14 protein-coding genes and 1 tRNA gene are annotated in these 20,633 nt (G+C 71.7%); 5 read left to right on the top strand and 10 right to left on the bottom strand.

Translation table 11 applies throughout. From position 1 onward, the window contains the following. Positions 1 to 16: 16 nt before the first annotated feature. Entirely contained in the window at positions 17 to 382 is a 366-nt protein-coding gene (locus LAJ50_RS06715; RefSeq protein WP_138652828.1) for a DUF6164 family protein, read from the bottom strand. A 58-nt stretch (positions 383 to 440) separates the two neighbouring features. Here LAJ50_RS06715 and LAJ50_RS06710 point away from each other — a divergent pair, with 58 nt between their 5' ends. Continuing rightward, the gene (locus tag LAJ50_RS06710; RefSeq protein WP_130551726.1) at positions 441 to 878 is read left to right on the top strand and encodes an FKBP-type peptidyl-prolyl cis-trans isomerase; all 438 of its coding nucleotides are present in this window, start codon (positions 441 to 443) and stop codon (positions 876 to 878) included. A gap of 151 nt (positions 879 to 1,029) precedes the next feature. Here the strand turns inward: LAJ50_RS06710 and LAJ50_RS06705 are convergent, their stop codons facing one another. Then, positions 1,030 to 2,637, bottom strand: coding sequence for a serine hydrolase (locus LAJ50_RS06705; protein WP_138652830.1), 1,608 nt, complete (start codon positions 2,635 to 2,637; stop codon positions 1,030 to 1,032). 110 nt (positions 2,638 to 2,747) lie between these two features. On the opposite strand from LAJ50_RS06705, the gene LAJ50_RS06700 reads away from it, so the two are divergent. Continuing rightward, complete coding sequence (locus LAJ50_RS06700; RefSeq protein ID WP_138652832.1) at positions 2,748 to 4,001, top strand: TIGR03862 family flavoprotein; 1,254 nt, start codon at positions 2,748 to 2,750, stop codon at positions 3,999 to 4,001. Positions 4,002 to 4,323: 322 nt separating this feature from the next. On the opposite strand, the gene LAJ50_RS06695 is transcribed toward LAJ50_RS06700, so the two are convergent. The 7 genes from LAJ50_RS06695 to LAJ50_RS06670 form a co-directional block, all read right to left on the bottom strand. Further along, positions 4,324 to 4,920: a hypothetical protein gene (locus LAJ50_RS06695; protein WP_138652834.1), complete on the bottom strand. Its 597-nt coding sequence runs from the start codon at positions 4,918 to 4,920 to the stop codon at positions 4,324 to 4,326. Between the two features lie 115 nt (positions 4,921 to 5,035). After that, positions 5,036 to 7,471, bottom strand: coding sequence for a DUF3772 domain-containing protein (locus tag LAJ50_RS06690; RefSeq protein WP_138652836.1), 2,436 nt, complete (start codon positions 7,469 to 7,471; stop codon positions 5,036 to 5,038). Between the two features lie 103 nt (positions 7,472 to 7,574). Further along, positions 7,575 to 8,867, bottom strand: a complete 1,293-nt coding sequence (thrC, locus tag LAJ50_RS06685) for a threonine synthase (protein ID WP_138652838.1) — start codon at positions 8,865 to 8,867, stop codon at positions 7,575 to 7,577. Between the two features lie 154 nt (positions 8,868 to 9,021). Next, positions 9,022 to 9,942 (bottom strand): homoserine kinase, encoded by a 921-nt coding sequence (locus LAJ50_RS06680; RefSeq protein ID WP_138652840.1) that lies wholly within the window; start codon positions 9,940 to 9,942, stop codon positions 9,022 to 9,024. Continuing rightward, positions 9,939 to 12,422 carry a bifunctional aspartate kinase/homoserine dehydrogenase I gene (thrA, locus tag LAJ50_RS06675; RefSeq protein WP_130551719.1) on the bottom strand — a complete coding sequence of 828 codons (2,484 nt, stop codon included), beginning with the start codon at positions 12,420 to 12,422 and terminating at the stop codon, positions 9,939 to 9,941. The genes LAJ50_RS06680 and thrA overlap by 4 nt, the downstream gene beginning before the upstream one ends. Positions 12,423 to 12,513: 91 nt before the next feature. Continuing rightward, on the bottom strand, positions 12,514 to 12,648 hold the full coding sequence (locus LAJ50_RS20220) for a hypothetical protein (protein ID WP_255469364.1): 135 nt from the start codon (positions 12,646 to 12,648) through the stop codon (positions 12,514 to 12,516). 132 nt (positions 12,649 to 12,780) lie between these two features. Continuing rightward, positions 12,781 to 12,857 (bottom strand) — tRNA-Arg (locus LAJ50_RS06670). 208 nt (positions 12,858 to 13,065) lie between these two features. Between LAJ50_RS06670 and LAJ50_RS06665 the strand changes: the two genes are divergently transcribed. Genes LAJ50_RS06665 through LAJ50_RS06655 form a run of 3 tightly spaced genes read left to right on the top strand, consistent with a single transcriptional unit; the run spans position 13,066 to position 18,462 of the window. Further along, a complete protein-coding gene (locus LAJ50_RS06665) occupies positions 13,066 to 13,908 on the top strand; it encodes a cyanophycinase (RefSeq protein WP_138652842.1) in 843 nt (280 codons plus the stop codon). Positions 13,909 to 13,916: 8 nt separating this feature from the next. Further along, positions 13,917 to 16,676, top strand: coding sequence for a cyanophycin synthetase (cphA, locus tag LAJ50_RS06660; RefSeq protein WP_138652844.1), 2,760 nt, complete (start codon positions 13,917 to 13,919; stop codon positions 16,674 to 16,676). Between the two features lie 7 nt (positions 16,677 to 16,683). Beyond that, positions 16,684 to 18,462 carry a Mur ligase family protein gene (locus LAJ50_RS06655; RefSeq protein WP_138652846.1) on the top strand — a complete coding sequence of 593 codons (1,779 nt, stop codon included), beginning with the start codon at positions 16,684 to 16,686 and terminating at the stop codon, positions 18,460 to 18,462. Positions 18,463 to 19,009: 547 nt separating this feature from the next. Here LAJ50_RS06655 and LAJ50_RS06650 read toward each other — a convergent pair. Further along, a complete protein-coding gene (locus tag LAJ50_RS06650) occupies positions 19,010 to 20,596 on the bottom strand; it encodes a M20/M25/M40 family metallo-hydrolase (RefSeq protein WP_138652892.1) in 1,587 nt (528 codons plus the stop codon). Positions 20,597 to 20,633: the final 37 nt, after the last annotated feature.

Genomic DNA, 20,633 nt, shown 5'->3' with positions numbered 1-20,633 from the left:
GCCATTTTACCGGCGCTCAGCGCAGCAGCCACCACGGCAGCGCCAGGGTCAGCGCCAGGATCGCGGCGATCGCCAGCAGCATGCCGGCCACGTACAGCGGCCGCGCGCGCAGCTGGCGGGCGAAGGTGTCGGCGGTGCCGTCCTGCCGCGCCTGCTGGCGCGCCGCGCGGGCCCGTTCGCCGCGCGCGGCCTGGTAGTCGGCCATCAGGGTCCTGGCACGCGGCAGGTCGGCATCGTCCTTCAGCCAGATGCCGCCGTGGCTGATGCCCCAGCTGCTGGGCGCGGTCTCGTAGAAGGCGATGCCCTCGCGCCCCAGCCACGCGCGCACCTCGCCGGCTTCGTCGTCGGGCACGTTGCGCAGGTTGAGCAGGAGCTTGGCCATGCGCACAGGATAGCGGGCTGCTACCGTGGCGCGCCTTGCACACACACAGGAGCACGCGATGCGCCGCTGGATCCCCTTGGCCCTGACCCTGGCGCTGGCCGCCTGCACGCCGCCGCGCCCGCCGGTCGAACTGCACGGCAGCGTCGCCACGCTGCAGGTGCATGAGGTCGTCGTCGGCCAGGGCGCGCAGGCCAAGCCGGGCGACAACGTCAGCGTGCATTACACCGGCTGGATCTACGACGACACCAAGCCGGACAAGCATGGGCCGAAGTTCGACAGTTCCATCGACCGCGGCACGCCCTTCACCTTCCCGCTCGGCGGCGGCCAGGTCATCAAGGGCTGGGACCAGGGCGTGGCCGGGATGAAGGTCGGCGGCAAGCGCACGCTGATGATCCCGGCCGCGCTGGGCTACGGCGACGAAGGCGCCGGCGGGGTGATCCCGCCGGGTGCTTCGCTGGTGTTCGATGTGGAGCTGCTGGACGTCAAGGCGCCGTAGCGCTTGGCGCTCGGTGGGCGCCGCCCTGGCGGCGATGAGGCTTTCCCGGTAGGACCCCTCGCCGCCATGGCGGCTCCCACATGAAAAGCCTCATCGCCGCCAACGGGTCGAACAGGCCGACCGAGCGGCGCTCACCTCACGCGGCGCAGGCTCACTGCGCCGTCTTCGCCTTCACCGGCTTCAGTTCCAGGTCCTGGAAGTCGAAGCTGAAGTCGGTCAGCGGCGAGATCGGCGCCATGCTCGCACTGGTGATCTGGCCGTCGGCATCCAGCTGGAAGGTGAGGAAGGCATCGGCGTTGAGCCAGCGCTCGCGCCAGCGCACCACGAAGGTGTCGTGCTGCCAGTGGCTGAGCTCGCCGACCAGCTGCGGCGTCTTGCTGAAGCGGATCACCAGCTTGCCCTGCTCCTGCGCGATCACGATGTCGCCATACCAGGCATCGCGATAGGTCTGCGCGTAGCGGGCCAGCGGCAGCGAGGGCCTGGAGCTGGCGTCGCGCGCGGCCTGGTGCTTGGCCCAGCTTTCGTCGGCATCGCCGTGCGACTTGGCCACGGCCTTGGCGTAGGCCGAGTTCCAGTCGGTCTTCGGCGCGTCCAGGTAGGCGTCCAGCGCGCGCATCGTGACCGCGTTGAAGGCGGCGCCGACCTCCTGGTTGGTCAGCACGATCACGCCCAGCTTCTCCTGCGGCACCAGCGTGATGCGCGAGACCATGCCGGGCCAGCCGCCGGTGTGCCAGACCAGCTTGCGGCCGCGATAGTCCGAGAGCATCCAGCCCTCGCCATAGCCGAAGTAGTTGGGCTTGACCGCGGCGAGCTCCGGCACCGAGGGCTCGGACACCGGGATGGGCGTGAGCATGGTCCACATGTCGGCCTGGCGCCTGGCGCTGAACAGGCGCTTTGCGTTTTCGCCCTCTCCCGAGATCACCCCGCCGTTGAGCTGGGCGATCGCCCACTTGGACAGGTCGTGCACGCTGGAATAGATCCCGCCGGCGCCGCCGACGTTGGACCAGGTCATGCGCGGCGCCGGCACCAGCCGGGTGAAGTCCTCCTTGGAATGCCCGGTGGCCACATCGTCGCCGGGCTTGAGGTCGTCGCTGTTGTAGACCGTGTCGTCCATGCCCAGCGGCTTGAAGAAGCGCTGCTGCAGGAACTGCTTGTACGGCATGCCCGAGGCCTGCTCGATCACCAGCTGGGCCACGCCGAACAGGATGTTGTCGTAGGCGTACTGGTAGCGGAAGCCGCCCTTGATCGGCACGTCCTTGAGCCGCTGCGCGACCTCCCGGTTGGAGTACGTCGTGGTCGGCCAGTACAGCAGGTCGCCGGCGCCCAGCGACAGGCCGCTGCGATGGGCGAGCAGGTCGCGGATGCGCAGTTCATGGGTGACCATGGGATCGGACATGCGGAACCAGGGCAGGTGGTCGATGACGCGATCGTCCAGGCTCAGCTTGCCCTCGTCGGCGAGCATGGCGATGGAGGCGGAGGTGAAGGCCTTGGTGTTGGATGCGATCGCGAACAGGGTTTTGGCGTCGACCCTCTCCGGCTTGCCCAACTCGCGCAGGCCGTAGCCGCGCTCGAGCACCACCTGTCCGTCCTTGACGATGGCCACCGCGATGCCGGGCACATCGAAGGTCTCGCGCGTCTTGTCGACATAGGCGTCGAAGTCCACCAGCTGCGGCGGCGGCGGCTCGACGGACAGCGCCTGCCCGGAAGAGGCGGCGCCCAGCAGGCCCGCAGTCAACAGCGCCCCGGCAAGGGTCGGCATCACGCGCATCGAAGTTCCCCGGTTGGAAAGACACAGCCTCGCACGATAGCCGCCGCGCGCGGGGCCGTGGCCTGCCATCGGTCATGCGCGCGCGCCTTCATAATGGCGCGATGTCCGATGCTCTCTCCCCTGCCCCCACCCTGGCCGTGATCGGTGGCGGCCCGGCCGGCCTGATGGCGGCGCAGACCGCGCGCGCGGCGGGCCTTGCGGTGGATGTCTACGAGGCCAAGGGCTCGGTCGGGCGCAAGTTCCTGATCGCCGGCAAGGGCGGGATGAACCTCACCCACTCCGAGCCGCGCCCGCGGTTCGATGCCCGCTATTTCGAACGCGCCGCGCAGGTCGGCACCTGGCTGGACGACTTCGATGCCGAGGCGCTGCGCGCCTGGGCGCGCGGGCTGGGCGTGGAGACCTTCGTCGGCAGTTCGGGGCGTGTCTTCCCCAGCGACCTGAAGGCGGCGCCGCTGCTGCGCGCCTGGGTGCGCCGGCTCAAGGACCAGGGCGTGCGCTTCCACGTCCAGCATCGCTGGACCGGCTGGGAGGCCGGCGGCGCACTGCGTTTCGAGACGCCCGATGGCCCGCTGCGCCTGACGCCCGATGCCACGGTGCTGGCGCTGGGCGGGGCGAGCTGGCCGCAGCTGGGGTCGGACGGCGCCTGGCAGCCGTGGCTGGCCGCGCGCGGCGTGGAGGTCGTGCCGCTCAAGGCCGCCAACTGCGGCTTCGACATCGCCTTCAGCGCGCACATGCGCCAGCACGCCGGCGCGCCGCTCAAACCGGTGATCGCGCACTGGCGCGATGCGCAGGGTGCGGCGCATGCGCTGCAGGGCGAATGCGTGCTCACCGAGACCGGCATCGAGGGCAGCCTGATCTATGCCATCGCCCCCGCGCTGCGCGAGGCGATCGCGCGCGACGGACAGGCCACGCTGCAGCTGGATCTGGCCCCGGGCCGCGACCTGCCGCGGCTGGTCGCCGAACTGTCGCGGCCACGCAAGGGCCGCTCGGTCGGCGAGCATCTGCGCCGCGCCACCGGCATCGACGGCGCCAAGGCCGCGCTGGTGTTCGAAACGGTCGATGCCACCGCCCGCCAAGACGCCGCCGCACTGGCGCAGGCGATCCACCGCCTGCCGCTGACGCTGCTGCGTCCACGGCCGGTGGCCGAAGCGATCAGCAGCGCCGGTGGCGTGCGCCTGGAAGCGCTGGATGCCGGCGCGATGCTGCAGGCGCTGCCCGGCACATTCTGCGCCGGCGAGATGCTGGACTGGGAGGCCCCGACCGGTGGCTATCTGCTCACCGCGTGTTTCGCCTCGGGCCACCGCGCCGGCGTGGGCGCGGCAGCCTGGGCGAAAGGTCGTCGCATCGGGGGCTGACGACCGCATTGGTCGTCCGCGAGGGCCGGAAGGAAGCGGGGCTTCAACCCCGGCGGTCGCGGAACGTGGGCGCATGATGCGCAGGCAAGTGTTCAAGACCGGTGACGCGGACGGGTCGTGAACATGACAGATCGCGTGTGCGGTGCAGCAAATCGTGCAGTGGCGAGGGCTGCGCCGATGAACGCGGGCACATGACGATGTTGATGGCGTTCGACGCGGCGATCCTGAGCGCGCCGGGGGACTGATCCAGCCCACTCCCTCCCCCCTGTTGCGCAAGAGGAGAAGCGAAGCGCGGGACGCCAGGTGTGGGGCGAGGCCTTCCTCAGCGCGTCGCGCGCCGCAGGTTCGCGCGCGCGGCCGCGTCCAGGCGCGCGTGGAAGAACTCGCTCAGGTAGATGCGCTCGCGCTGCAGCAGGTCCTTGAGGAACTGTCTGCGCTTGCGGCGGAAGATGAAGCCGGGCACCACGCCGGCATACTCGCTGGCGATGCCGCGGTCGTAGGCGTCGAACACCTCGGGCGCCGCGCCCAGGATCGCCATGTCGCAGTCCAGGAACAGCGCCGCCTCGGCGTCGACATCGCCGGGCGAGAGGCCGCCATGGCGCGCGGTGAGTTCGATCAGGTCGGCTACGCGCACCATGTCCACGCCCGGCTGCGGCCACTGCGCCAGATGCGCCCGCGCCAGCTGCGCCGAACGTGCCTCGTTGTCGCCGCGTCCGGCCACGTAGATCGCGTCGTGGTACAGCGCGGCCAGCTGCACCTCGCGCGGCTGGCGCCAGCCCGGCCCCTGCGCGACGACATCCACCTGGCGCAGCACCTCCTGCACGTGGTCGATGGAATGGTAGGCGCGCGGCGGCGTGGCGTAGGCCTGCTCGAGCGCCTGGCGCTGCGCGGGCGGCAGCTGCGCGAGGATGGGGTGCATTGACGGGCTCCTGTGTCGCCGCAGCCTACACCGCCGGTGTGCGGTGGTTGCGCGCATGAGCGGCCTGGCCTGGAACGTCTGGACACCGTCGTTCCCCAGGCATCCGCGCCTTGGCTCAGTCCGGCGCGTGCTCCTGACCGGTCGCCTGCGGCGCCGCATCGACAATCCGTACATCCTGCGGTGTGGACAGCGCGATCCGCGCGTCGGCCAGGGCCTGCAGCAGTTGGAAGAACAGATCGCTGCGCGTGCCATAGGCCGCGCGCGGACTGGACACGTAGGCGAAGCTGTTGATGGCGATCATGCCACCGGCGATCGAGTCGATGAACACCGTCGGCGCCGGCTCGGCCAGCACATGCTCGTGCGCGGCGAACAGCTCCAGCAGCAGGGCGCGCACCGCGCCCACGTCGGTGCCCAACGGCACCGAAAACTGCAGTTGCACGCGCCCCAGCGGACCGGCCATGGTCATGTTGCGGATGGTCTTGGTGATCAGGTCCGAGTTGGGCACGATCAGGGTGGAGCGGTCGGAGACCTGGATCTCGGTGGAGCGCACGTTGATGCGGCGCACGTCGCCCTCGGCGTCGCCGATGCGCACCCAGTCGCCGATCTTCACCGGGCGCTCGGCCATCAGGATCAGGCCGGAGATGAAGTTCTGGGTGATCGCCTGCAGGCCAAAGCCGATGCCCACCGACAGCGCGCTGGCCACGATCGCCAGCTTGGTCATGTCCAGGCCCAGGGTCACCAACACGCACAGCGCGACCAGGGTGATGCCCAGGTAGCGCATCACCGCGCCCACCGAGGCGCGCGTGCTCAGCTCCAGCTCGGTGCTCGGCAGGTAGGTGCGCACCAGCCAGCGATGGGCGGCCTTGACCAGCGCCAGGCCGATCAGGGCCACCAGCACGGCGCGCAGCAGGTCCCAGGGCTGCAGCGGCAGCCCGCTGGCCGACCACGCCTTGCGCGCCTGCGTGATCCAGTCGGTGATGCTGGTGAAGTTGGCGCCGTAGGGCACCAGCAGCGCGCCGATCACCATCAGTACCAGCCACAGCCGCGCCACCGCCGCGGTCAGCACGGCGGCCTGGACCATGTGGCTCGAGCGCAGCCCCAGGCCCACGCTGGCGGCCTTGCCGAAGCGGCTGTCGGGCTTGAACAGCCACTGCGACAGGTCGTCGGCGAACATCATCAGCAGGCCGCCGGCGCCGCACACCACCACCGCCCAGATGATCTGCTGGGTCGCGGCGCGGGCGAAGTTGACATAGCCCAGCAACGCGCCGACCAGGGCCGCGGCGACCACCAGCTGCGCCAGCAGCGAGACCAGCACCACCACGCCGGAACGACGCTGGGGCACGGCCGGGGGGGCCGTCTCGCCGCCTTCGACCGCGGCCTCGACCGGCCCGCGATGGATGCGCAGCAGGCTCACCAGCATGGCGATCACCAGCGCCACGAACACCAGCGCGATCACCCCGTCCACGCCGACGCCGGTGACCGGATTGGTGCGGGCCACGCGGTTGAGCGCGGTCAGCATGCCGCTCAGCCACACCGCCACCGAGGTCAGCCAGGCGTAGCGGCCCAGCTTGACCGCGGTGTCGTCGTCGAACGGCAGCAGGCGCCAGGACGGCTGCCGCGGCAGCAGCAGCGCCGCGCTGGTGGCGCCGACGAAGGCGGAGAAGAAGGTCACCCGGACCACCGCATCGGCCAGGCCGTCCAGATCCTCGGGAATGGCCTGGATCGCGCGCAGCGTATCGATCAGCACCCAGGCCGCGACCGTCGGCAGCGCCGTGCCCAGCACCAGCGTCCACACCGCCAGCGCCGAGCGCCGCAGGCGCCCGCCCGGGGTGCGCTGGATCACGTAGCGCTGGCCGAACCAGCGCAGCGCCAGCGCCCCGGGCAGCAGGATCAGCAGCGCGATCGCGATGCCCGTGGCCAGCGGCGCGGCGCCATGCGTGGCCACGCCCTGCCGCACCGCCTGCGTCAGGTCCTGGCCGACCGCACGCAGGCGCTGCAGATCGTCGGGCCAGGCCTGGGCCATCTGCCGCCACAGGGTCGGCGAGAGCGGCGAGGCGACGCGGGCGAACAGCTGCTCGCCCAGCTGGCGCGCGCGGGCCTTCTCGATGGCATCGCCCAGCTGCTGGGCCTCGACCGAGAGCAGCTTGGCGCGCTTGATCGCCCCGTCCAGGCGATCGTGGCTGGCCTGCAGCTGCTTGCGCTCGGCGGCGATGTCGCTGGCCTCGCGCGTGCCGGGGGCCAGGTCGCCCAGCTGCTTGAGCCGCTCGTCGATCTCGTCCAGCTGCGGCTGCAGCGCCAGGGCCTGGGCATCGGCCTGGCGCTGGGCGTCGGCGACCTGCAGGCCCAGGGCGTGCAAGTTCTCGGGCACCTGCTCGTCCTTGGACTGATCCTGCAGCGTGCTCAGCGCATCGTCGATCTGCTGCAGCGCCTCATCGACGCTGGGGGCCGCGGGGGCCGGCGCCTGCGCCAGCGCCTGGCCGGCGGCCAGGACCAGCAGCGCACTGAGCAGCCACAGCCGCCGGGCGGCACGCGAAACGGAGTTCAGGGACACGATCACGACACGGGCAACGCGTGGACGCCACGCACGGGCGCCGATGATAAGTCAGCGCCCGTCGCCGGCCCGGCGGCGCGTGCCGCCGGCTTTCACCACCGGCTCAGGCGCCGGCCAGGACGTGGCCGACCAGGGCCTCGTAATCGGGCCCGATCGGCTCGGCGTGGGCCGGGCGCAGCAGCAGGTCGGCCAGGGCCGGCGGCACCGCGACCGGGCCCACCAGCGGCTCGACCACGCTTTCGAACTTGGCCGGATGCGCGGTCGCGGCCACCGCCCAGTCGCCGCCCTCGCCCTGGTTGCGCAGGTCCTCGAGCACCTTCACCGCCGTGGCGGTATGCGGGCAGAACACCTCGCCGAAGTGCCGATAGCGGCGCGCGATCACCAGCCGGATCGCGTCGTCGCCCACGCTGGCCGAGGCGAAGGCCGCGCGCAGCGCCGCGTCGTCGCCGCGATACAGCCAGCGCAGGCGCTCGAAGTTGCTTGGCGCGCCCACGTCCATGGCGTTGGCGATGGTCGCCACGCTGGGCTGGGGCGCGTATTCGCCACCGTCGAAGTAATCCGGCAGCACATGGTTGGCATTGGTCGCCAGCACGATGCGGCCGATCGGCACGCCCAGCGCCCGCGCCAGGATCGCGGCCATCGCATTGCCCAGGTTGCCGGTGGGGATGACGAAGTTCAGCGCGTTGCCGGTGCGGGCGTGGTGGCCCAGCGCCGCGTGCGCGTAGTAGCTCATCTGCGGCAGCAGGCGGCCCAGACTGATCGAATTGGCCGAACTCAGCGGCGCGCGCACCTGCAGGTCGGTGTCGTTCATGGCGCGCTTGACCAGCGCCTGGCAGTCGTCGAACGAGCCGGCCACGCGCAGGGCGGTGATGTTGTCGCCGAAGCAGCCCAGCTGGTGCGCCTGGCGCGGCGACACGCGCCCGTCCGGATACAGCACGATCACGCGCAGGTTGGGCTGGCGATGGAAGGCGGCGGCCACCGCCGCGCCGGTATCGCCGGAGGTCGCCACCAGGATGGTCAGCGGCGGCTCCTGCGCGCCGCGCAGGCGGGTCAGGCACTGGGCCAGGAAACGGGCGCCGAAATCCTTGAACGCCGCGGTCGGGCCATGGAACAGCTCCAGCACGTGGTCGTTGGGCGTGGCCAGCGGCAGCAGGGGCGCGGGGAAGTCGAAGGCGGCCCGGCAGATCGCGGGCAGGTCGCCCTCAAGGCCGTCGCCTTCGAAGAACGGCTGCAGCAGCGTGGCCGCGGTGCCGGCCAGCGAATCGCCGGCGGCCAGCGCGCGCACCGGCGGCAGGGCCTGGGGCACGTACAGGCCGCCATCGGGCGCCAGGCCGGCGGCGATGGCCGCGCTCAGCGAAGCGGCGGGCGAGGCGTTGCGGGTGGAGACGAAGTGCATGGGTGAGGTTTTTCCGAAAAGCGGGGATTGGCGATGGATGCGGCTGTTTCTGTGTGGGAGCCGCCATGGCGGCGATGGGCCTTACCGGTATAGCCTCATCGCCGTCATGGCGGCTCCCACAGACAAGAGGATGAGTCTCTGGGTGCCAAGCAGGTCAGAGCACGCGCGCCCCTGGCGCGGCGATGCGCGAGACCCAGGCCTGCGAGGTGAAACCGGCCTGTTCGAAGGCCGCCTGCACCGCCGGCGCCGCGGCCTGCGCCTCGGCGCGCGTCTCGAACCAGCCGAAGATGCTCGGGCCCGCGCCGGAGATGCTCGCGCCCATCGCCCCGCCCGCCAGCATCGCCGCCTTGGCCGCATCGAAGCCGGCGATCAGCGGCGCGCGCCGCGGTTCGACCAGCACGTCGGCCAGGCCGGCGCGTACCAGGGTGGCATCGCCCTGGTAGCAGCCGGCCAGGACCAGCGCGAGATTGGCGCTCTGGTGGACGAAGTCCTTCAGCTCATAGGCGCCGGCCAGCGCGGCGCGCGCGCGGCGGGTCTCCAGCACCGCGTCGGGATGCACCAGCAGGCTGTGCCAGCCCTGCGGCACCGGCACGCTGGCCAGGTGCTCGGCCGTGGCCAGCACCAGCCCGCCCAGCAGCATCGGCCCCAGGTTGTCGCCGTGCTGGCCGCCGCTGGCCACCGCCTCGCCGACCAGGGTGAACGGGTACAGCGCCTGCGGGCTCAGGGGGTCGTCGAGCAGGGCATTGGCCGCGACCACCGCCGCCACGCAGGAGGCGGCCGAGCCGCCCATGCCCGAGCCCAGCGCGATGCCCTTGTCGATCTCCACCTCGAAACCGAACGGCAGATCCAGCGCCTGCCGCATCGCGATCAGCGCGGCGCCAGCGGTGTTGGATGACGCCTCCAGCGGCAGGTCGAGCGTGGTGCCACGGATCGCGGCGATGCGCACGGTGGGCTGCTCGATGCGGCGCACGGTGACCGTATCGCCCGGGCCTTCGATCACATGGCCCAGGATGTCGAAGCCGACCCCGACATTGCCGACCGAGGCCGGCGAGAACGCGCGTGCCTCCCGCCTCACAGGCGCGCCCCCTGCCCGGCCGCCACGCGCAGCACATCGGCGAACACGCCGGCCGCGGTCACTTCCGGGCCGGCGCCGGGGCCCTGCACGATCAGCGGGTTGTCGCAGTAGCGGCGCGTGGTGAACTGCACGACGTTGTCGGTCTGGCGCAGGTTGGCGAAGGCGTGGTCGGCGGGCAGTTCGACCAGGCCGACGCTGGCGCCGTCCTGGTCCAGGCGCGCGACGTAGCGCAGCACCTTGCCGGCCGCCCTGGCGGCGGCCAGACGCTGGGCGAAGTCCGCGTCCACCTCGTCCAGGCGCGCCATGAAGTCGTCCACGCTGGCCTGGCGCAGCGCCAGCGGCACCAGGCTCTCGATGCGCACGTCCTCCAGCGACAGCGCGCGGCCGGCCTCGCGCGCCAGGATCACCAGCTTGCGGCCGACATCGGTGCCGGACAGGTCGTCGCGCGGATCCGGCTCGGTATAGCCCATCGCCCGCGCCTGGCGGACCAGTTCGGAGAACGGCACGCTGCCGTCGAAGCGGTTGAACAGCCAGGCCAGCGTGCCGGAGAAGATGCCCTCGATGCTGGTCACCGCATCGCCGGTATCCACCAGGTCGCGCAGCGTGGTGATCACCGGCAGGCCGGCGCCCACGGTGGCCTCGTAGCGGAAGCGCGCCCCGCTGGCGGCGGCGGCCTCGGCGATGGCCTCGAAGCGCTGCAGCGAGCCCGAGCCGGCCTGCTTGTTCGGCGTGACCACGTGGATGCCGGCGGCCAGCCAGCCGGCGTAGCGATCGGCCACGGCCGGGCTGGCCGAGCAGTCCACGATCACCGTATGCGGCAGGTGCGAGGCCAGCAGGTGTTCGGTGAAGCGGTCCAGGTCCAGCGGCTCGCGCGCCTGGGCGAAGACGCCGCGCCAGTCGTCCTCGATGCTGCGTTCGGCCAGCAGCATGCGATGCGAGGAAGCGATCGCGCGCAGGCGCAGATCGACATTGGCCTTGCCCAGCAGCTGCGGCTGCGCCGCGCGCAGCTGATCCAGCAGCGCGCCGCCGACATGGCCCGGCCCGATCACGCCGACCGCGAAGGTCTGCGGCGACAGCCAGAAGCCGGCGTGCGCCGCGCGCAGCGCCTTGGTCGCATCGCTGCTGGCGATGGCCACCGAGATGTTGCGCTCCGACGAGCCCTGGGCGATGGCCAGGATGTTGACCCGCGCGCGGCCCAGCGATTCGAACAACCGCGCCGCCACGCCCGGCAGGCCGGCCATGCCATCGCCCACCGCGGCCAGCACGCTGACCCCGTCGGTGAGCTGCACGCGCTGGATCTGGCCGATCGCCAGTTCGTGGGCGAAGGCGGTCAGCAGCGCGGTGCGCGCACGCGCGGCATCGACCGACTTGACCACGCAGCAGATCGAATGCTCCGAGGAGCCCTGCGAGATCATCACCACCGACACGCGTTCGGCACGCAGCGCCGAGAACACGCGCTCGGCCGTGCCCGGCACGCCGATCAGGCCGGTGCCTTCCAGATTGACCACCGCCAGGTCGGGCGAGAGCGTCAGGCCCTTGACCGGTCCGGCCGCGTCCTTGCGCGCGGTGATGCGCGTGCCCGGATGCTCGGGCTGGAAGGTGTTGCGGATGATGATCGGCAGGCCGCGCTCGATCGCCGGCGACATGGTCTGCGGATGCACGACCTTGGCGCCGAAGTACGCCAGCTCGCAGGCCTCGTCGTAGCTGAGCGATTCCAGTTGCACCGCCTCGGGCACCACGCGCGGATCGGCCGAGAGCACACCGTCCACGTCGGTCCAGATGTGCAGCTCGGCGGCGTCGAACAGCGCGGCGAAGATCGCCCCGGAGTAGTCGCTGCCGTTGCGGCCCAGCGTGGTGATGCGGTTGGCGCGGTCGCGCGCGACGAAGCCGGTCACCACCACGCGCCGCGCCGGGTGGCTGGCGCGCCACTGCGCCAGGCGCTGGGCGCTGGTCTCCCAGTCCACGTCCACGCCCAGCTCGCCGCGGTCGACCACCAGCACCTCGCGCGCGTCGAGCACCGCGCAGTCCTGGCCGCGGCTGCGCAGGTGGTCGCCCAGCAGCCGCGCCGAATACACCTCGCCCAGGCCCTGCACGCGCTCGAGCACCTCGCGCGGCAGCTCGCCGATCACCGACAGCGCCTGCAGCACCTCGGCCAGCGTGTCGAACTGCCCGTCCAGCCATTCCACCGTCGCCCCGGAGTCCTCGCCCAGCAGCGCCACCGCCGCGCCGCGGTGGCGCGCGCGCAGTTCGTGCCAGCGCTCGCGCCAGTCGGCCAGGTTGCCGGCCGCACGCCCGGCCAGGTCGATCAGCGCATCGGTCACGCCCTTCATCGCCGAGACCACGGTGACCTGCTCGTCCTCATCGCGCGCCAGCAGCAGGTCGGCCACGTGGCGGTAGCGCGTGGCATCGGCCACGGAGGTGCCGCCGAACTTGTGGGCGACGGTTTTCAGCGGTGGGGCGGATGCTGCGGGCGACGACATGGAGACCTCGGGTGGGAAGAAGGCCTCGCGCGCATCAGGATGTGGGGCTCCCGCATCCTGATCCGGGTGCGGGGCGGTGTTTGCGAAGAACCTACGCTTGCACGGCCACCAGCACCCGGGTCCGGGTGATCGTGGTGGTGGTAATCGTGCCGATGCCCGCCGCGCCCGCGACGAAGCCTGCGCAGGGTGCGCTGGCGATCACGGCAGGGGTGGGCAGGTGCGTCATGGGCGGCTAATGAACCGCATGCACCGCAAGCCTGTCAAGCGCTGTGAAACCAGGCATTCCATGGTTTCACGCGCAACTTCGAAGGCCGGCTCGATGCTGGCGAAATTTTCGCCACGTTCGATGGCTGCGCGATGGTGACCCCGGCCCGATTCGAACGGGCGACCTTCCCCTTAGGAGGGGGACGCTCTATCCAGCTGAGCTACGGGGCCATGCGCGGGGAGCGATTGTACCGGCTCGGCGCGGGCAGCGGGCCGCTGCTCACGGCGGCAGGTGCCGCGTCATGGCCGCAGAGGTCGTGCGGCGAAAGCCAGGCCCGGTCCCGGCAGCACGGTGGCCTGTCGCCCGCGCGGACAGCCCGGCCACAGTCCGCGTGCTACGTTCCCAGCTCTGGTTGAACGGGCGGGGAGCGGCAGCGGCATGTGTCCGAGCAAGGTGGCCGAAGGCGCGGCGCGGGGCTGGCTGGTGCCGATCGGCGGGGCCGAGGACAAGGGGCGCGATGCGCGCATCCTGCGCCGCTTCGTGGCGCTGGCCGGGGGCAAGGCGGCGCGCATCGCGGTGATCCCCACGGCCAGCCAGTCGCGCGAGGCCGGGCCGCGCTACGAGCAGCTGTTCGACGAACTCGGCGCGCGCCAGGTGGAGGTGCTGGACTTCGGCACGCGCCGCGACGGCCAGGACCGCACGCGGCTGGCGCGGATCGAACAGGCCAGCGCGATCTTCTTCACCGGCGGCAACCAGCTGCGGCTATCCACGCTGCTGGGCGGCACGCCGGCCGCGCAGCTGATCCGCGCGCGCAACGCGGCCGGGATCCCGGTCGGCGGCACCAGCGCCGGGGCGGCGATCCTGTCCGAGCACATGATCGCCTTCGGCCGCGAAGGCGCCGCACCGCAGGCCGATTCGGTGCGCCTGGCGCCAGGCCTGGGGCTGACCAACCGCTTCGTGATCGACCAGCATTTCCGCCAGCGCGACCGGCTGGGCCGGCTGCTGGCGGCGCTGGCCTACAACCCCTTCGCCATCGGCATCGGCCTGGACGAGGACACCGCGGCCTTCATCGGCCCGGACAACACGCTGGAAGTGGAAGGCTCCGGCGCGGTCACGGTGGTCGACGCGGGCGAACTGGAATTCTCGTCCATGGCCGAGGCCAGCGAGCGCGACCCGGTGTGCATGCTCGGCCTGAAGATGCATCTGCTGCTGGCCGGGGCCACCTACAACCTGGCCACGCGCACGGCCTCGCCCGGCACGCTGGCGCGGGCGCCGACATGAGCCGGCCCATGCGCATCGTCGACCGCGCGGTCTATCTGGGGCCCTCGATCTACGCGCACGCGCCGGTGATCCGGCTGGATCTGGACCCGGGCGATCTGCGCGACTGGCCCAGCGGCCGGCTGGGGACGGACTTCGCCGAGGCGCTGCTGGCTGCCCTGCCCGGCCTGGGCGCGCACGACGACTTCGCCCCGCGCCTGCGCGCGGGCGATGGCCTGCCGCTGAGCGAAGTCCTGCAGCACATGGCGCTGGCGGTGCAGGCCATGGCCGGCGAGGACGTGCGCTTCGGCGCCACCCTGACCGGCGAGGACGCGCCGCCAGGCCTGGACCGGGTGGTCTACGCCTACACCCAGCGCGAGGAGGGCCTGGCCGCCGGCGAGCTGGCCCTGCGCCTGCTCACCTCGCTGCTGCCCGCGCCGCTGCGCGGCGGCGCCTCGCCGGACGATGGCTGGAACTGGGAGACCGCCAAGGTCGACTACATCCTCTACGCCCAGCGGCGCGCGCTGGGCCCGTCCACCGCTGCGCTGGTCGCCGCGGCGCAGGCGCGCGGCATCCCGTGGCTGCGGCTGGACACCCATTCGCTGATCCAGTTCGGCCATGGCCGCTACCAGCAGCGCATCCAGGCCACCCTGACCGGGCGCACGCCGCACCTGGCGGTCGAGCTGGCCAGCGACAAGGAGGCCACCAACCACCTGCTGGCCGGACTGGGCCTGCCGGTGCCGCAGCAGCGCCTGGTCACCACGCTGGAAGGCGCGGTCCGCGCAGCGCGCGCCCTGGGCGGCGCGGTGGTCACCAAGCCCTACAACGGCAACCACGGCCGCGGCATCGGCATCGACCTGACCACCCCGGAGGAGATCGCCGCCGGCTTCGAGGCCGCGCGCGAACACGCACGCTCGGTGATCGTGGAGACCTACATCGCCGGCGACGACCATCGCCTGCTGGTGGTGGACGGCGCGCTGGTCGCCGCCACCCGGCGCACGCCCGGCCATGTGGTCGGCGATGGCGTGGCCGATATCGCCGAACTGGTCGACCGGGTCAACGCCGATCCGCGCCGCGGCATCGGCCACGAGAAGGTGCTGACCCAGCTGGAGCTGGACGAACAGGCCGACGCCATGCTCGAACGCGTCGGCTACGGCCACTTCAGCGTGCCGGCCGCAGGCGAGGTGGTGTACCTGCGCGCCACCGCCAACCTGTCCACCGGCGGCACCGCCACCGACGTCACCGACCTGATCCACCCCGACAACCGCGACATGGCCGTGCGCGCGGTGCGCGCGATCGGCCTGGACGTGGCCGGGGTGGACTTCATCAGCCCGGACATCGCGCGCAGTCATCGCGAGGTGGGCGGGGCGATCTGCGAGGTCAACGCCGCGCCCGGCCTGCGCATGCACGTGGCGCCCAGCGAGGGCCTCCCACGTGATGTCGCCGGGCCGGTGCTGGACATGCTGTTCCCGCCCGGCACGCCGTCGCGCGTGCCGATCGCCGCGCTGACCGGCACCAACGGCAAGACCACCACCGTGCGCATGCTGGCGCACATCGCCAAGATGGCTGGCCACGTGCCGGGCATGACCAGCACCGATGGGGTGTACATCGACGGCCAGCGCACCGTCGAGGGCGACATGACCGGCCCGCTCGCCGCGCGCATGGTGCTGGGCGATCCGCAGATCGACATCGCCCTGCTCGAGACCGCGCGCGGCGGCCTGCTGCGCGCCGGGCTAGGCGTACCGGAGGTGGACGTGGGCGCGGTGCTCAACGTCGCGGCCGATCACCTCGGCGCGCGCGGCGTGGACACGCTGGCGCAGCTGGCACGGGTCAAGCGCATCGTGGTCGAGGTGGCGCGCGACTGCGCGGTGCTCAACGCCGACGACCCGCTGGTGTTGCGCATGTCGGCCTACACGCCGGCGCGCAGCGTCTGCTACGTCACCACCAATCCCTCGCATGCGCTGGTGCGTGCGCATATCCGCGCCGGCGGCCGCGCCTGCGCGCTGGAGGAGGGCGTCAACGGCCAGATGATCACGCTCTACGACAGGGGCACGCACATTCCGCTGCTGTGGACGCACCTGATCCCGGCCACGCTGGAGGGCCGCGCCGTCCACAACGTGGCCAACGCGATGTTCGCCGCGGCGATGGCCTTCGCGCTGGGATTCAGGCTCGAGGCGATCCGCCAGGGCCTGCGCACTTTCGACAGCACCTTCTTCCAGTCGCCGGGAAGGCTGAACCTGTTCGAGGAACATCCCTTCAAGGTGCTGATGGACTACGCGCACAACGCGCATGCCGCGGCGACCATGACCGACCTGGCGCGGCGCATGGACGTGGACGGCCGGCGCATCGTGGTGCTGAGCGCGCCGGGCGATCGCCGCGACACCGACATCGACGCCGTCGCCCGCGCGGTGGCCGGTCGGTTCGACCACTACATCCTGCGCCGCGACGACGCGCTGCGCGGACGCGGCGAGGACGAGGTGCCGCAGCGCCTGGCCCGCGCCCTGCGCGCGGCGGGCGTGGACGCCGGGGCCATCGAACTGATCCCCGACGAGCAGCGGGCCGTGGACGCGGCGCTGCGCATGGGCCGGCCGGGCGATCTGGTGCTGATCTTCGCCGACCAGCTCAGCCGCACCTGGAAGCAGATCACCAAGTTCCGCGCCGAGGGCAGCGCCGCGCCTTCGCCCGTCCAACGGAACGCGCACGCGCAGGACGACGAGGAGGCGCCCGACGCGCTGCCCGAAGGCGTGGTGCAGGACGCGCGGGGTCTGGTGTTCCGCCGCGAGACCGACTGAGCCCACCATGCAGGTCCTGCCCTACCGACAGGCGCGCCGGTTGACCGGTCCCAACGTCTACTTCGCCGACACCGGCACGGCGCTGGAAAGCGCGGCCGGGCAGGCGTTCGACCTGGACGCGCTTCGGCGCTGGGACGCGCTGGTGCGCGAGGCCGTGGCACGACTGGGCTGGCCGGCCGGCGCGCGCTATCGGCACCGCCATGCCAGCGGCGCCACGCTGGCCTTCTCCGCGCCGCTGGATCAGCTGCATACCGCCACCGCGCTGAACATCTGGGCGTGGTGGATCGCCAGCGACAGCCCGGCCGAGCCGCTGCACGCGCCCGGCGATGCGGCCACCTGGGACATCGTGCAGGGCTTGCGCACGCTGCAGGCCAGCGCCGCGGCCGAAGCGCAGCCGACGCTGCTCGCGCTGCAGCGCAAGGCCCGCGCCCGCGCCCTGCCCTTCCTGCTGGACGAGGACGAACTGACCCTGGGCAGCGGCAGCGGCGCGCGCAGCTGGTTCGTCGACGAGCTGCCCGATCCGGCGCACGTGCCCTGGCCGCGCCTGCATCGCATTCCGACCGCGCTGGTGACCGGCTCCAATGGCAAGACCACGACCACGCGCCTGCTGGCCGCGCTGTGCCAGGCGCAGGCCGGGGACACCGCGTACTGCTGCACGGATGGCGTGTTCTTCCAGGGCCAGGCGCTGGACAGCGGCGACTTCTCCGGGCCGGCCGGCGCGCGCGAGGCGCTGCGCCAGGGCCAGGCCCGCGCCGCCGTGCTGGAGACCGCGCGCGGCGGCCTGCTGCGCCACGGCCTGGCGGTCGAACAGGCCGATGTGGCGGTGGTGACCAACGTGGCGCACGATCACTTCGGCGAGTTCGGCGTGCATGACCTGCACACGCTGGCGCAGGTCAAGCTCAGCGTGGCCCGCGCGGTGGGCGTGGGCGCGCATCTGGTGCTCAATGCGGACGATGCCTTCCTACGCACGCAGTCCACGGCCCTGTCGTGTCCGCTGGCGTGGTTCGCGCTGGATTTCGACCAGCCGCTGGTGCGGCTGCATCGCGCGCTCGGCAAGCCCACCTGCGGCGTGCGCGACGCGCATCTGTGGCTGGCGCTGGCCGGTGTCGAACACGACCTCGGCCCCACGGCCGCGATGCCGCTGAGCCTAGGCGATCGCGCGCGCTACAACCTGGGCAATCTGGCGGCGGGCGCCCTGGCCGGCGCTCTGCTGGGCATCGCGCCGGCGACCATCGCGCGGGTGCTTGCGCGCTTCGGGCAAGACCCGGACGACAACCCCGGGAGGCTGCAGCAGTGGATGTTCGGCAGCACGCGTGTGGTCGTGGACTATGCGCACAATCCCGAAGGCCTGCGCAGCCTGCTCGATGCGCTCGACGCTTCGCGCCGCGGCGGCCGGCTGGGGCTGCTGCTGGGCCACGCCGGCAATCGCCAGGACGAGGACCTGCGCGCGGTTGCGCATGTCGCGGCGGCGTACGCGCCGGAGCAGGTGATCCTCAAGGAGCTACCGGGTTATGCCCGCGGTCGTGATGCCGATGCGGTACCGGCGCTGATGCATGCACAGCTTCTGGCCGACGGCCTGGATCCGCAGCGCGTGCAGCTGCAGCCCGACGAGGTGCAGGCCGCACGCAGCCTGCTCGCCTGGGCACGCGAAGGCGATCTGCTGGTGCTGCCCGTGCATGAGCTGGCCAACCGCGCGCAGGTGGTGGCGCTGCTGGATGGGATGGCGGCTTCGGGGTGGCGGGCGGGGACTGCGGTGCCGGAGCAGGCGGTGGATCGTGTCGGTTAGAAGAGCCGTCATGCCACTGCGCGCGCCGATTGACCGATTGACCGATTGACCGATTGGCTGGGCGGCTGGGCGTGCAGCTGCGGCTTGGCCCATCCCATGCATAACAAGCTGAGGCCGGGAGTGAGTTGCGCCAGCCGAGCAAGGCGCGAAGCGCACCCCTCCCCAGCCCTCCCCTTCGCGAAAGGGAGGGGGCGGGCTCATGCGCGCTGTAAGGTGACTGCGCGAGGTTGCTGCACACTTGATTCGCGAAGCGCGCGCTCGATCATGCGATCGGAAGGAAGGGCGGGACTGTGCTTTCGCCCCCTCCCTTTGGCCGCAGGCCAGGGGGAGGGCTCGCGCTGTTGCTGTTGCTGTTGCCGTTGTCGCCAAACGAGTTCCAGGACACCACTCGCGCTTCTTCCCAGCAGCGCGTCCTCAACGCTTTCGAATTCCCTGACAGACCGCTCGCACTTCACAACGCATGAAGCGCGATGCGCAAGGGAGCCTGCCCGGAAAAAGAAGGCCGGCAAACGCCGGCCTTCCTTTCAAGCAAGCGCGGAGCACGCACTTACTCTTCGATCACATCCTTTCGGGGCAGCGGCGCGTCGCGCATCGCGGCCTGGTAGGCGAAGGCCGCGATGATCGCGGCGGCCTGCTGCAGGTCGGCCGGGACGGCGTGGTCGTAGGTGTCCAGGTCGCTGTGGTGGACCTGGGTGCCGTAGTCCAGCCGGTCCTGCACGAACTGGAAGCCCGGCAGGCCCACGCGGTCGAACGGGATGTGGTCGGTGCTGCCGGTGTTGCGGCTGGTGACGATGCTCGCGCCGATGTCCTCGAACGGCGCCAGCCAGGCCTTGAAGATCGGCATCACCGCCTGGTTCTCCTGGGCGTAGATGCCGCGGATGCGGCCCGAGCCGTTGTCCAGGTTGAAGTAGGCCGAGAGCTTGCCCCAGTCCTTGGTCTTCTGCAGCGGGCCGGTCGGCGTGCGCAGCGAGGACGGCAGCTCCTTCTGCGCCGGATCGGTCGGCTCGGGATAGCGGGCGAAATGGCGCGAGACGTAGTCGGTCGAGCCGATCAGGCCCTGCTCCTCGCCGCTCCACAGCGCCACGCGGATGGTGCGCTTGGGCTTGGCGCCGACCGCCTTGAGGATGCGCATGGCCTCCATCATGACCGCCACGCCGGCGCCGTTGTCCGAGGCGCCGGTGCCGGCGTGCCAGGAGTCCATGTGCGCGCCCAGCATCACCACTTCGTCGGCCTTGCCGCTGCCCTTGAGCTCGGCGATGGTGTTGTAGCCGGGGTCGTTGCTCTGGCTGGTGAAACGCGCATCGGAGCGCACGCGCAGGCGCACGGTGTCCTTGCGCTCCAGCGCGCGCATCAGCGGGTTGTAGTGCTCGGCGGCGACCACCAGTTCGGGCACGCCGACCGGTTCGCCGGCCTTGCGCGAACCGCCGCCGCCCACGCGCAGGATGCCGTCGTCCCAGCCGGAGATGCTCAGCGCGGCCAGCGCGCCTTCGTCGATCAGGAACTGGTTGGTGGCCTTGGCCAGCTCGGTGCGCTCGCGGTACTCCTTCAGGCGCTTGTCGCGCGCGGCCTTGTCGGTGGGCGCGGGGATGGCGAAGTCCAGCAGCTCGTGCAGGCCGGCCTCGTCATAGCGCTTGGAGGCGGCCTCGGTGTTGGGCTTGTACGGGCGCGCCTCGCTGAGCAGCACGATCTTGCCGCGCAGCTTGCCCTTGTACTTGTCCAGGTCGGCCTTGGTCTTGAGGTTCAGCGCGATGGCCTCGCCCTCGACCGCGCCGTTGGTGCCCGGCGTCCAGGCCTTGGGCACGGCGTGCAGCGGCGCGGCGCGCGGGCTGAGCAGCTCGACGCTGGCGCTGCTGAACTCCCAGCCGCGGCCGAAGTCGTCGAAGGCCTCGTCGTGGACGTTGCTCAGGCCCCACTCGCTGAACTTCCCCCGGGTCCAGGCGTTGGCGCGGCCCATGGCCGGCGAGTTGGTCAGGCGCGGCCCGATCTGCTCGGTCAGGTACTGCAGCGTGTCGGCCACCTGCGAGCGGTGGAAGGCCTCCTGCCGGATCTTGCCGATCATCGCCAGGTCCACCGCTTCCTCGGCCTGCGTCGCGAAGGCCATCCCCAGCCCAGCGACCAGCGCCGCCCATTTCATCCGCCTCATGCCTAATCCCCATCTCGGTTGTTGAAGG

It is taken from the genome of Pseudoxanthomonas sp. X-1 (assembly GCF_020042665.1).
Classification (GTDB): Bacteria; Pseudomonadota; Gammaproteobacteria; order Xanthomonadales; family Xanthomonadaceae; genus Pseudoxanthomonas_A; species Pseudoxanthomonas_A spadix_A.
Note: the sequence above shows the minus strand (reverse complement) of the source record. Positions and strands in the feature narration are given on the sequence as shown.